12 protein-coding genes and 3 pseudogenes are annotated in these 12366 nt (G+C 70.4%); 7 read left to right on the forward strand and 8 right to left on the reverse strand.

What is annotated here, in order from left to right:
• Positions 1 to 11 precede the first annotated feature (11 nt).
• Genes G4G29_RS06295 through G4G29_RS06305 form a run of 3 tightly spaced genes read left to right on the forward strand, consistent with a single transcriptional unit; the run spans position 12 to position 3876 of the window.
• Positions 12 to 773, forward strand: a complete 762-nt coding sequence (locus G4G29_RS06295; RefSeq protein WP_244632453.1) for an ABC transporter permease — start codon at positions 12 to 14, stop codon at positions 771 to 773.
• Positions 770 to 1561, forward strand: a complete 792-nt coding sequence (locus G4G29_RS06300; protein WP_183152202.1) for an ABC transporter ATP-binding protein — start codon at positions 770 to 772, stop codon at positions 1559 to 1561. Before G4G29_RS06295 ends, G4G29_RS06300 begins: the two co-directional genes overlap by 4 nt.
• Positions 1561 to 3876 (forward strand): arylsulfatase, encoded by a 2316-nt coding sequence (locus G4G29_RS06305; RefSeq protein WP_183152203.1) that lies wholly within the window; start codon positions 1561 to 1563, stop codon positions 3874 to 3876. Before G4G29_RS06300 ends, G4G29_RS06305 begins: the two co-directional genes overlap by 1 nt.
• A 78-nt stretch (positions 3877 to 3954) precedes the next feature.
• Here the strand turns inward: G4G29_RS06305 and G4G29_RS06310 are convergent, their stop codons facing one another.
• The 7 genes and pseudogenes from G4G29_RS06310 to G4G29_RS06330 all read right to left on the reverse strand — a co-directional run bounded on the left by G4G29_RS06310 (position 3955) and on the right by G4G29_RS06330 (position 8715).
• Entirely contained in the window at positions 3955 to 4326 is a 372-nt protein-coding gene (locus G4G29_RS06310; RefSeq protein ID WP_244632454.1) for a DUF202 domain-containing protein, read from the reverse strand.
• 13 nt (positions 4327 to 4339) lie between these two features.
• Positions 4340 to 4696, reverse strand: coding sequence for a DUF202 domain-containing protein (locus G4G29_RS06315; RefSeq protein ID WP_183152204.1), 357 nt, complete (start codon positions 4694 to 4696; stop codon positions 4340 to 4342).
• A 36-nt stretch (positions 4697 to 4732) separates the two neighbouring features.
• Positions 4733 to 5263, reverse strand: a complete 531-nt coding sequence (locus tag G4G29_RS23880) for an amidohydrolase family protein (protein ID WP_345941195.1) — start codon at positions 5261 to 5263, stop codon at positions 4733 to 4735.
• Positions 5214 to 6083, reverse strand: a pseudogene (locus tag G4G29_RS23330) (amidohydrolase family protein); the annotation flags it as partial. The gene G4G29_RS23880 and the pseudogene G4G29_RS23330, both read right to left, overlap by 50 nt.
• Positions 6084 to 6374: 291 nt before the next feature.
• Positions 6375 to 7214, reverse strand: coding sequence for a molybdenum cofactor biosynthesis F family protein (locus tag G4G29_RS06325; RefSeq protein WP_183152205.1), 840 nt, complete (start codon positions 7212 to 7214; stop codon positions 6375 to 6377).
• A 44-nt stretch (positions 7215 to 7258) separates the two neighbouring features.
• Positions 7259 to 7609 (reverse strand): hypothetical protein, encoded by a 351-nt coding sequence (locus G4G29_RS21490; RefSeq protein WP_244632455.1) that lies wholly within the window; start codon positions 7607 to 7609, stop codon positions 7259 to 7261.
• Positions 7606 to 8715, reverse strand: a complete 1110-nt coding sequence (locus G4G29_RS06330) for an APC family permease (RefSeq protein ID WP_244632456.1) — start codon at positions 8713 to 8715, stop codon at positions 7606 to 7608. The genes G4G29_RS21490 and G4G29_RS06330 overlap by 4 nt, the downstream gene beginning before the upstream one ends.
• Positions 8716 to 8958: 243 nt before the next feature.
• Here G4G29_RS06330 and G4G29_RS23335 point away from each other — a divergent pair.
• The 3 genes and pseudogenes from G4G29_RS23335 to G4G29_RS06340 form a co-directional block, all read left to right on the forward strand.
• Positions 8959 to 9210: pseudogene (locus G4G29_RS23335) on the forward strand (SDR family NAD(P)-dependent oxidoreductase); the annotation flags it as partial.
• Between the two features lie 94 nt (positions 9211 to 9304).
• Positions 9305 to 9634 carry an SDR family oxidoreductase gene (locus G4G29_RS23340; RefSeq protein ID WP_274601217.1) on the forward strand — a complete coding sequence of 110 codons (330 nt, stop codon included), beginning with the start codon at positions 9305 to 9307 and terminating at the stop codon, positions 9632 to 9634.
• Between the two features lie 183 nt (positions 9635 to 9817).
• On the forward strand, positions 9818 to 10633 hold the full coding sequence (locus G4G29_RS06340; protein WP_183152206.1) for an SDR family oxidoreductase: 816 nt from the start codon (positions 9818 to 9820) through the stop codon (positions 10631 to 10633).
• A 54-nt stretch (positions 10634 to 10687) separates the two neighbouring features.
• Here the strand turns inward: G4G29_RS06340 and G4G29_RS23885 are convergent.
• Positions 10688 to 11440: pseudogene (locus G4G29_RS23885) on the reverse strand (TetR family transcriptional regulator); the annotation flags it as partial.
• Here G4G29_RS23885 and G4G29_RS06350 point away from each other — a divergent pair.
• Positions 11322 to 12356 carry an aldo/keto reductase gene (locus tag G4G29_RS06350; protein WP_183152207.1) on the forward strand — a complete coding sequence of 345 codons (1035 nt, stop codon included), beginning with the start codon at positions 11322 to 11324 and terminating at the stop codon, positions 12354 to 12356. The pseudogene G4G29_RS23885 and the gene G4G29_RS06350 sit on opposite strands and share 119 nt — an antisense overlap.
• Positions 12357 to 12366: the final 10 nt, after the last annotated feature.

A 12366-nucleotide genomic window follows, 5' to 3' on the forward strand; every position in this document is an offset into this window, starting at 1 on the left:
CCCCTCGCGGTGTGCTCGTCGGCGCCGAGATCGCGGTGCCCGCGCTGCTGCTCGCGCTGTGGTGGTACGCCTCCGCGGCCTCCACGAACGCCTTCTTCCCGCCGCTCCAGGTCATCCTGCAGCGGCTGTGGCAGCTGCTGCAGACCCCCGCGTTCCTGCTCGACATCGCGTCCTCGGTGGGAAACCTCGTCGTGTCCTTCCTCCTGGCGACCGTGATCGGCGTGCTGCTGGGGCTGGTGCTAGGCCTCATCCGTCCGCTGAGCTGGTTCGTCGAGCCGACCGTGCACTTCTTCCGTGCGATCCCTCCCGTCGCGCTCGTGCCGATCTTCGTGTCGCTGATCGGCTTCGGCACCGAGACGCGCATCCTCTCGATCACCCTCGCCGCCGTCTTCCCGATCCTGATCTCGACCATCGACGGGGTGCGCGCGGGCGAGCCGACCCTCGAGATGGTGAGTCGCGTCTACCGGCTGAACGGGCCCGAACGGCTGTTCTCGGTGATGCTGCCCGCCGCGAGTCCACGCATCCTCTCCGGGATGCAGGTCAGCCTGATCACCGCGTTCGTCGTGATGATCGCGAGCGAGATGCTCGGCTCCTCCACCGGCCTCGGAGCGGCGACCCTGCTCGCCCAGCAGTCCTTCGCGATCCCCGACATGTGGGCGGGCATCCTCGTCCTCGGGATCATCGGCTACGCGGCCACCGCCGTGTTCACCCTCGTCCGGCGCCGTGTGCTGCGCTGGTACATCGCCTCCCAGCAACAGGAGAAGAACGCATGACCACCATCACCGGACACGCCCCCGTGCGCTTGAGCGTGCAGGGGCTCGCGAAGTCGTACCAGACGAAGGCGGGACTCATCCCCGTGATCGCCGACCTCACGTTCGACGTGCACGTCGGAGAGGTCTGCTGCATCGTCGGCCCCTCCGGCATCGGCAAGACCACGCTGTTGAAGTGCCTCACCGGCCTGCAGAGCACGACCGCCGGCACCGCGGCGATCGACGGCGCCGTGATCGACGGACCACCCGAGGAGATGGCACTGGTCTTCCAGGAGTACACGCGTTCGCTGATGCCGTGGCTCACGGTCGAGAAGAACGTGCGACTGCCCCTCAAGCACCTGCACCTGCCCGCAGCCGAGCGCGAGGAGCGGATCACCGCTGCGCTCGTCGCGGTCGGCCTCTCCGGAGCGGAGTCGAAGTTCCCGTGGCAGCTCTCCGGAGGCATGCAGCAGCGCGTCGCGATCGCACGCGCCATCGCCTACCGGCCGGAGGTGCTGGTGATGGACGAACCCTTCGCCTCGGTCGACGCGCAGACCCGCTTCGAGCTCGAAGACCTGTGCCTGCGCATCCGCGAGCAGTTCGGGATGACGATCGTGATCGTGACGCACGACATCGACGAGGCCGTGTATCTCTCCGACCGCGTCGTGGTGCTGGGGGAGCGCCCGGCGAAGGTCACCGAGATCATCGAGATCGACTTCGGCGCACCGCGCGACCAGCTCACCACCAGGGCATTGCCCGTGTTCGCCGAGCTGCGCACCCGCATCTTCGAGCTGATCAGGAAGGCCGGCTGATGTCGGGGTCGACCGGCGCCCGCGGCTACGAGCGGTTCGAGGGGGTGGCGGGGGAGTTCACCTCGGAGTCCGAGCCGTGGTGGCCCGAGCCGCGACGCGCGCGTTCCGGGGCGCCCAACGTGATCGTGATGCTCATCGACGACCTGGGGTTCAGCGATCTCGGTCCGTTCGGCAGCGAGATCGACACACCGCACATCGACGGCCTCGCGGACGACGGCTGGGTGTTCACCAACTACCGCACCGCGCCCATGTGCTCCCCGGCCAGGGCGGCGCTGCTCACGGGCCTCAACCCGCACCGGGCGGGCTTCGGCTTCGTCGCGCACATCGATCCCGGCTACCCCGGGTTCAGCTGCGAGCTCCCCGAGGCGGCGCCCACCCTCGCCGAGTCGCTGCGGGCAGGGGGCTATGCGACCTTCATGGTCGGCAAGTGGCACCTCACCCTGGAGTCGCGGCTGCACGACGGCGCCGACCGCAGCACCTGGCCCCTGCAGCGCGGATTCGACAGGTACTTCGGCAGCATGGACGGCTTCACCTCGCTGCACCACCCGCATCGGCTCGTGCAGGACAACTCCGTCGTCGACGTGCGCGAGTACCCGGACGGGTTCTTCCTGACGGACGAGCTCACCGATCGCGCGATCGGCATGATCGACGACCTCCGCGTGAACGAGCCGGACAAGCCGTTCTTCCTCTACTACGCCCACACGTCGGTGCACGGCCCGATCCAGGCGAAGGACGTCGACATCGAGAAGTACCGCGGCCGCTACGAGGCGGGGTGGAACCGGATGCGGGAGGAGCGCTTCGCCCGACAGCAGGAGCGTGGCATCGTCCCGCCCCACGCGGAGCTGCCAGCCGAGGCGCTCGCCGACGGTGACGCCATCCCCGCCTGGGACGACCTCCCCGAGGAGGATCGACGCCTGTTCGCGCGACACATGGAGGTCTACGCGGCCGCCGTGGACGAGATCGACCAGAGCGTCGGGCGCCTGCTCGAGCGCCTCGACCGCAGCGGGGAGCGCGACAACACGATCGTGATCATCGCGAGCGACAACGGCGGCACGGCCGAGGGCGGCCCGACCGGGACGCGCAGCTACTTCGCGCAGTTCGGCAGTCACGGCGGCATGCCGGCCGGCTGGGTCACGGACGTGCCCCGCGACGTGGACGACATCGGCGGCCCGCGACTGTTCGGCCAGTATCCGACCGGCTGGGCGCGGGTCTCGAACACGCCGTTCCGCTCCTTCAAGGCCACGACCTACGAGGGAGGGGTGCATGCGCCCCTGGTCATCTCCTGGCCGGACGCCCCGATGCCCGGCGGGCTGCGGGAGCAGTTCGTGTTCGTGTCCGACCTCGCGCCCACCGTGCTGGAGCTGTGCGGGGTGCCCGCGCTCGAGGAACGGCACGGACGGTCGGCGCTCGACATGGACGGCGGCAGCATCGTCGAGGTGCTGGCCGACGCCGCAGCGGACGGCCGCGAAGCGCAGTACTTCGAATGCGTGGGCCGGCGCGCGCTCGTGGACGGCCCGTGGAAGGCGCTCTCGACCGTGCCGCCGACGCGGGACGACGGCCCGGAAGGCGGGGTGTGGGAGCTGTACAACCTCGCCGCGGACCCGACCGAGACGGTGGACCTCGCACATGCGCACCCGGAGGTGGTCACCGCGCTGGCCGCCCGCTGGCACGAGGAGGCCTGGCGGAACACCGTGTTCCCCCTCGACGATCAGGGAGCGCTGTTCCGCCTGCGCCCCGACACCGAGGAGCCGCTGTCCGCTCCGGTCGACCTCGTCCCGTTCCGACCGCCGCTGGAGAGGTTCCGCTCTGCCAAGCTCACCGTGCTGCGCTCCTTCGCGATCGAGGTCGACATCGAGACCGCTGCGGACTCCGCGGGTGTGATCGTCGCGCACGGCGACCAGGGCGGGGGCTATCTGCTCGCGATCGACCACGGCGCGCCGCTGCTCGTCTACAACGCCTACGGGCGGATGCACCGCGCCCGCGGCGAGGCGCTGACGGTCGGCGCGCATCGCATCGTGGTCAGCGTGGACGAGCTGCCCGATCTGCGGTGGAACCTGACCGTCGACGTCGACGGCGTCCAGGGCGCCCGGATCGACGGCGTGCCGATGCTGATCGGGATGTCGCCGTTCACCGGCATCAGCGTCGGCTACGACTTCGGCGGTCCCGTCGACTGGGAGCTGCACGCCCAGCACCGCTCGTATCCGTTCCGGGGCGGCGAGCTGCGGCGCGTCCGCTACCTCCCCGGCGCGCGCTCACCGCACGATGCGACCGTGCTGCGGGAGGTGGGTCGAGCGGTGCTGGCCGTCGCCGACTGACCGGCGCCGACCGAGCGCGGCCGACGCCGGCGTCCTCGGGGGCGCCGTCGTCGGCCGTTGCGGCGCGTGCCCGCCTCGTCATCGGGACAGCTGCGTCACCGCGACGAGCAGCAGGGCGACGGCTCCGAAGCCCGTTCCGAACACCGTGAGCACGAGCAGCAGCGCACCGCCGGGCAGCACGCCGGACACCCGGCTCGTCAACACCGCTGTCGTGCGCCGCTGCCGTCGCCGTGCCACGATCCAGAGCAGGCAGGCCGTGCCGACGCCGATCACCCCGGGGACGACGCCCCAGGCAGCGAGCCCGTCCGGCAGCAAGAGCGGGAAGACCCGCAGCGACAACAGGGAGCCGATCGCGATCGCGAGCGCCGTGCGTCGCCAGGCCAGTTCGGTGCGCTCCGGCTGCAGCCCTGGGTCGTACAGCCGATCGGGTTCTGCCGCGCGCCGCATCATGCCCTTTGCCCGGTCAGCGCCACAGCACGCCGGCGAGGACGAGCAGCCCGACGGTCACCACGACGAGTGCCAGCACCACCGCGGAGAAGGCGCCGGGAAGAGGACGCGAGCGGCGGAGGGCACGCTCCGCACGCATCCACTCCCACCAGGCCAGCGGTGCCACCACCGTGCCGGTGACCATGAGCAGCAGAGAGGCCGCGAGTCGGAACCCGGGATGCAGATCGAGGCCGAGGACCTCGAGCGCGACGCCGCCCGCGATCAGCGCGAGGGCCGTGCGTGTCCAGGCCAGGAACGTCCGTTCGTTCGCGAGCGAGAATCGGGGGTCCGGCTCCTCGCCGATGCCGTAGACGGAGGCGGGGAAGCGGCTCATCGCCTCATCGTATCGGCGGGAGCGCCGCATCCGGGATCAGTTCCCGTGCACGCGGCGACCCGCGAACCAGGTCGACACGACCGGAGTGCGCACGATGTCCTCCGCGGGTCCGGCGATCGCATCGCGCGCGAGCACGACGAAGTCGGCGGACTTGCCTGGCGTGAGCGAACCGGTCTCCGTGCCGAGCCCCATCGCTGTCGCGGCGTTGATCGTGAAGACCTCGAGCGCCTCCTCGGCCGTGATCGCCTGCGCGGGCCAGAGCGTGCCCGATGCCCTGCCGAGCGGGTCGGCCCTGGTGACGAGACCCTGGAGCCCCTCGAGGGTGTTCGGCGAGTCGCTCACGGGCCAGTCCGAGCCCCGGCGACGAGCGCCCCCGCATCCAGCAGCGCGCGGTTCGGCTGGGAGTGCTCCGCGCGTTCGCCCAGCACCTCGGCCAGAGCCTGCGGGATAACGCCCGGATACCAGATGAAGGGGAGATGTCGGCCGCGACGTCGAGTGCCGCCAACCGCGGGATGTCGGACTCGGCGAGGAACTGCCCGTGGGCGATCTGCACCGGCGTGGTGACACCGTCGGACCGCAACCGCTCGGCGGCGTCGAGGACCAGACGGGCGGAGCCGTCTCCCGTGCAGTGCACCTTCGCACCGAGACCGCGGTCGGCGACCGCGCGCAACCAGCCCGTGAGCTCGTCCAGGGTCATGGTCGTCTCGCCGTGGAAATGCGAACCGTGCACGGGATCCGCGGGGTAGGGCTCCAGGAACGAGGCCGTGCGCGCCGGCGGCACTCCATCGAGGAAGATCTTCACGAAGTCGGGGCGGTGATGGTCCGTGCGGAACTCCTCGCCGCGATCGAGCAGCGGGGCGCCGATCGGGTCGAAGCCGAAGATCTCGTCGTTGATCAGCAGCGAGGAGACGACCCAGGCGTTCAGCTCGTCGGCATGGTCGAGGTCGGCGAGGGCTGCGAGGATGTCGACCGAGACCCCCGCGTCCTGGAACGCGGTGACGCCGTAGGAGTTGAGGATCTCGATGCCCCGCCGCGATGCGGCCGCGTGCTGGGCGGGGGTGAGACCTCCCGTGCGGTCATATGCCTCCTGTACCGGGATGCCCGCGGCCTCCAGCAGGACGCCCGAGGGGGTCCCGTCGTCCGGGTCGAGCAGTGTCACCCCGGAAGCGGGGATGCTCTCCGCCGTGATGCCCGCGAGCTCGAGAGCCCGCGTGTTCGCCCAGCGGTTGTGCCGAGAGTCCTCCATCAGCATCACCGGACGCCCGCCGGCCGCCTCGTCGAGAAGACGGCGACTCGCGGTGTTCGCGAGCGCCGGCAGCAGCGTGGTCGCGACTGCTCCGCCGACGATCCAGGCGTCTTCGGGGAGCCCCGCGGCGTGTTCGCGCACGCGGTCGAGGACCCCTCCAACGGCAACGACGGTGCCAGCGACAGCTCGAACAGGTCGGTGCGTCCCGCGAGCGCGTGGTGGTTGTGCACGTCGACGAAGCCCGGATACACCGCCGCGTCGCCGACCTCGAGCAGCTGCGTCCTGCGGCCGCGGTACGACTCCATGTCGGACCGTGATCCCACGGCGAGGATCCGGCCGTCGCGGACGGCGAACGCCTCGACGACGGGGTTCGCGCGGTCGGCCGTCCGGATCACGGAGCCGCTCACGATGAGGTCGGCGACGTCGGTCATGTCAGGCCTCTCCGAACGATGCGGGCTCGAGCTCGGGCGTGTGCACCGTGGTGGAGAGCAGGCGGCCGTGCGCCCCGAAGGTGAAGTGCGTCGGCACCTCGCCGCTCTCGTCGAGGCCGAACAGCACGCCGTGCGAGCGGATCGCGTTCACGTCACGGTGGTCGGCGATCGTCACGGAGGCGCAGGGGATGACCTTCTCGCGCCACGCGAACACGTAGATGCCGGGACGGATCTCCCACACGCTGTTCTCGTCGGTGTCGGCCAGGCCGCGCTCGGGGCCCGCGAGACACTGCCACGAGTACCACCGCGACGACAGGTACACGTGCTCGTACGCGTGCTCCTCGCTGTACACCCATTCGACGCGGCGTCCGATGAGGGTCGTGGTCGGGGCGGCCTCGGTGCCCGTGACCTCGGCGCCCTCGATCGTGCCGGGCCCGAAGTGGTGCTGCACCCGCGTGCGGCCCTGCTCCGGCGCCGGAAGGATCTCCGACAGCACGGCCAGTGAGCGGCCGTGACGAAGGTCGAGGATCAGCGAGACGGCCTCGTTCGGCAGGTACCGGTGGTGGAACTGCACGAAGAACAGGTCGGCGTCGACCTCGAACGCCTCGTAGTCGTCGGTGTCCGACGCCGCGGCGGTGTCGTCGTCGGCTCCCGGTCGGTAGTCCCAGGTGACGGTGGTGTCGGCGAAGCGGTGCACGATGCGGGTGCCTCGGCCGTCGACGACCGTGATCTCGCGGCCGCTCAGCGCGGTGCTGTGCGGGGCCTTGTTGGCGTCGAAGCCGGGGGCGAGGCCCTCCAGCGGCAACCAGGTCGAGGTGTCGGCGGGGTTGAGCGTCGTCATGTCTTTCCTTCGGTCGGAGTGGGTGCGGGGTGCGGGGGAACGGCTCAGCGGTCGCTGAACCGCTCCAGGTCGGTGGCGAGGCCCTCGTACACGGCGGGCTTCGAACGCTGGAGATAGGCGCCGTACACGAGCCCGCCGATCAGGGCGAGCACGAGCAGCAGAGGCATCAGACGGATCGCGAGTTCCTGCGACCCGGCCACGATGTCGAAGTTCACGACAGCGAGGATCGAGATCGCGGCGATGCCGAGGAAGCCGATGCCAGGGGCGATGAACGTGCTCCACCACCGCGGGTCGTTCCTCCTGCGGAAGTACACCACGATCGAGATCGCGGCCAGTCCCTGCAGGATCAGCACGCTGAGCGTGCCGAAGCCGAGCATGGCGGGCACGAGGGTCACGATGGGGTCGGCGCCGGCGATCGCGAAGATGATCGCGACGATCGCGGCGAAGCCCGCCTGGACGACGCCCGCCAGCTGTGGTGCGCCGTTCGCGCGGGTGCGGGCGAGAGCCTGCGGGAGGATCCTCGCCCGACCCAGGGGTAGAGGTAGCGCGTCGCCGAGTTGTGGAACGCGAGCATCGCGGCGAACAGGCTCACCAGGAGCAGCACCATCATCACGGTCGTCAGGGGTCCGCCCAGGTACTGCTGCGAGAGCGAGAAGATCAGATCGCCCGTCGGCAGGTGCTCGAGCGCGGTGGCCTGCGCCTGCGCCACCCCGGTCGCGCTCACCACGGCCCAGGTCGTCACACCGAGGATGACGCCGATCGCGATGATCGAGGTGTAGGTGGCGCGCGGGATCGTGCGCAGCGGCTGCTTGGCCTCCTCGCTGAACAGCGCGGTCGCCTCGAAACCGAGGAACCCGGTGGCCGCGAGCAGCAGACCGATCGGCAGCGAGCCGGAGAACACGGCCTCGGGGCTGAACGCCGCGACGTCGTACCCGGTCTGCACGAGCACGGAGACGTCGAACACGACCAGCATCAGCACCTCGAGCAGGAGGCACACGCCGAGGATCTTCGAGCTGAAGTCGACCCCGACCCTGGCCAGGATGAAGCACACGACGATCGACAGCAGCCCCCACACGAGCCAGTGCACGTCGAGTCCGGTGAGGTCGCGGATGATCGTCTGCATGAAGAAGCCGCTCGTGCCGATCGTGCCGACCACGAAGAAGTTGTAGCCGAGTGTGGCGATGAGTCCGGCGACGAGTCCACCCGTGCGGCCGAGCCCCTTCACGACGAACGCGTAGAAGCCGCCCGCATTCACGAGCTGCTTCGACATCTGCGCGTAGCCGACCGCGAACAGCAGCAGGATCGCCGCGACCAGGAAGAACGACATCGGGGTGCCGCCGCCGTTGCCCAGGGCGATCGCGAGCGAGGCCACGACCACGATGCCCGTCAACGGCGCGACCGCGGCGAGGACCAGGAAGACGATGCCGGCGACGCCGAGAGCGCCGGGGCGGAGGGAGGTGTGGTGCTGCGTCGTCGTGGACGCAGAAGTCTGTTCTGCCACGTCGGCTCCTTTGCTGGGTGACGGCCGTGCGGACACGGCATCGACGACGAGGGGAATCGCCGATAGAGCGAGTCTGCTCGCGCGGCCTCGGCCGTGCTTGACCCTGAGCGAAGGACGATGGTGTCACCGTGCACACCCCGACGGGCGGCGTCGCCTCGGTGTCACCCGGGGGAGCAGGATGACCGTGAGACGCCGCCGTCCCCTGCCGCACCACCGCGTGCCGGACGGCGCGGGGAGGATGCGATGGACCTGCAGCTGCACGGCACGGCAGCCCTGATCACGGGCGCCGGAAGCGGCATCGGTCGTGCGACGGCGGTCGCGCTCGCCGCGGAGGGTGTTCGCGTCGCCCTGCTGGACAGGGATCGCGCCGCGGTGGAAGTCACCGCCGCCGCCGTGCGGGCGAGCGAGACCGCGACGGGGGACGCGGTCGTCGTTGTCGCCGATGTGACGGACGAGGATCAGGTGCGCACGGCGGTCGAGGATGCCGTCGAGATGCTCGGCCGCCTCGATGCCGTGGTGTGCTGCGCGGGGGGTCTCGGGGCCCGTCGGAGCGTCGATCGAGGAGATCGACCTCGCCGCGTGGAACGCGGTGCTCGCGGTCAACGTCACGGGTCCCTTCCTGGTGCTGAAGCACGCGCTGCCGGCGCTGCGGGCGGCCGGTGCCGCATCCGTGGTGCTGCTCGCGAGCGACTCGGCCTTCGTCGCCTCACCCGGGATGGTGCCGTACTGCACGTCCAAGGCCGCCCTGGTCCAGTTCGGCCGCGCCCTCGCAGTCGACCTCGCCGACACGGGGATCCGTGTGAACGCGGTCGCTCCCTCGATCGTCGACACCCCGATGAGTCGGGGGACCTCGGGGCGGAGGCGTTCGACGCGCCGCCGTTCCCGGTGCAGACGGCGGAGGAGGTCGCCGCCCACGTGACCTACCTGGTGTCGCCGCGGACGAGGGCGGTCAACGGTGCCAGCCTCCTCAGCGATTTCGGTTACACCGCCCGTTCCGGGTTCCCCGCCTAGCGCGGTCGAGCCGGGCCGACCGCCCCCGTGTCGAGCACCAGGGTGCCGCACGCAGAACACCGCATACAGAACACAACACCGAGGAGCACACATGGGAATCGTGGTCGGATCGACGGTCTCCGGACGCGTCGTCGTCATCACAGGAGGCGGCACGGGCATCGGCGCCGCCATCGCGGAGAGATATGCAGCCGAGGGGGCGCACGTCGTCGTCGTCGGGCGTCGTCCTGAGCCGTTGCACGAGGTCGAGCGCGCAGTCGGCGCGGTGCCGATCATCGCCGATGCGGCAGACACGGCATCGGCGAAGGCCGCGGTGGCCGAGGTGCTGGCGCGGTTCGGGCGCATCGACGTGCTGGTGGCGAACGCCGGAGGACACGGGTTCTCCCCGGTCGGCGAGACCGACGACGAGAGCTGGGACGCCGCGATCCGCGCCAACCTCACGACGGCGTTCACGATGGCGCGCGAGGCGCTTCCCGCCCTGATCGAGGCCAAGGGGCAGATCGTGATCGTGTCGTCGCTGGCCGGTCTCTTCGCGGGCCCATCGGTGGCCGGATACACGGTCGGCAAGCATGCCCTGGTCGGACTCACCCGCACCCTCGCCCGCGACTACGGCCGACACGGCGTGCGCGTGAACGCGATCTGCCCCGGCTGGGTGCAGACGCCGATGGCCGACGAGGAGATGGACGAGTTCGCCGCGCACGCCGGACTCGCCTCCCGGGAGGAGGGCTACGCCAAGGTCACGGCCGACGTTCCGCTGCGGCGCCCTGCGCGTCCCGCCGAGATCGCCTCAGTCGTGCGGTTCCTCGGCTCCGGCGAGTCGTCGTACATCACGGGGGCCGTGATCGTGGCGGATGGCGGATCGCACGTCGTCGACGTTCCGACGATCGCGTTCGACCACGCCGGGATGTAGCCGGACGGGGACGTCAGGCGCGGACCCCGCTGCGGCGCGGTAGCGGAGGCCGTCCACCAGCAGACCGACCAGGGTCTGGCTCTGCTCCTCCGATCCGGCGGAGTGGCAGAGGTTCGCCGCGGCATACAGGAGCTGTCTCGCGTCGACGTCGGGGCGGATCGTCCCGGCGTCGGCGGCGGCGTCGAGGAGACGTTCGAGGGCTCCGCCGAGTTCGGCGGTGAAGTACGACGGGAGCGCCTCGAACGCGGGGTCTCCGGAGTGCAGGGCAGCAGCGAGGCCGCGTTTCGTGGCGATGAACTGCGTGAAGCGCTGCAGCCACAGGGCGAGCGCTTCGTCAGGAGCGTGCGCTGCGGCGAGTTCGTCGGCAGCCACTGCGGTGGCATCGACGGCGTGTCGGAAGACGGCGACCACGAGGTCCGAACGCGTCGGGAACCGCCGATACAGGGTGCCGACTCCGACACCCGCGCGCTCGGCGATCAGTCTCGCGGGCGCGTCGACCCCCTCCGTCGCGAAGACCTCGCGCGCGGCGTCGGTGAGAGCGTCAGCATTGCGGCGGGCGTCGGCGCGCATGGATCCTCCAGGGGTTGCATAAACGGAACGTCGTTCCGTATGCTTCCGGAAAGGCGTTCCACTTCGGTCAACGATAGAGCACCGGACAGCAGCACGCCATCGACGGAAGGAACAGGACATGCAGTACCGCACCCTCGGCAGGACAGGCATCCAGGTCAGCCCCTTCGCCCTCGGCGCCATGATGCTCGGCACCGACGGCAGCATCGGAAACGGCGACGAGCGGGATTCCATCCGCATCGTGCACCGTGCCATCGACGCGGGCATCAACATCATCGACACGGCTGATCGCTACTCGCAGGGCGGCTCCGAGGAGCTCATCGGCAAGGCGCTCGCCGGCCGCCGTGACGACGTCGTCCTCGCCACGAAGTTCAACGGGCCGATGGGCGATGACCCCAACAGCCGCGGCAACTCGCGCCGGTGGATCATGCGCGCCGTCGAGGGCTCGCTCCGTCGGCTGGGAACCGACCACATCGATCTGTACCAGGCGCACCGTCCGGACGACACCGTCGACCTCGAGGAGACGCTCTCCGCGCTCACCGATCTCGTTCGCAGCGGCAAGGTGCGTGCGATCGGCAGCTCGGACTTCCCTGCATCGATGCAGGTCGAGGCGCAGTGGACCTCGGAGCGTCGGGGACTCGAGCGGTTCCGCACGGAGCAGCCGACGTACTCGATCCTGAACCGTGGCATCGAACGGGAGGTCCTGCCTGTCGCACAGCGCTACGGCATGGGCACCCTCGTGTGGAGCCCTCTCGCCGGCGGCATGCTGACCGGACGATTCCGGAGGGGACAGCAGAGCGACCTCGCACGCGCGACCATGTTCCGGCACAACCAGGACGAGCGGCGGATCGACGCCGTGGAGCAGGTCGTCGCCCTCTCCGAGGAGACCGGCATCCGGATGACCCATCTCGCGATGGCGTTCGCGATCGCGCACCCCGGCGTCACGAGTGCGCTCATCGGCCCGCGGTCGATGGAGCAGCTGGACGACCTGCTCGCCGGTGTCGACGTCGCGCTCACGGATGAGGTGCTCGACCGCATCGACGCGATCGTCGCGCCGGGCACCGACGTCGGGCGCCTCGACCAGCAGTACAACCCGCCCGCCGTGCTCGAGACCGCTCTGCGACGGCGACCTGTGGCGCACCGCTCCGCCGCATAGTCGACGTGAC

This window comes from Microbacterium sp. Se63.02b (assembly GCF_014171575.1).
Taxonomy (GTDB): Bacteria; Actinomycetota; Actinomycetes; order Actinomycetales; family Microbacteriaceae; genus Microbacterium.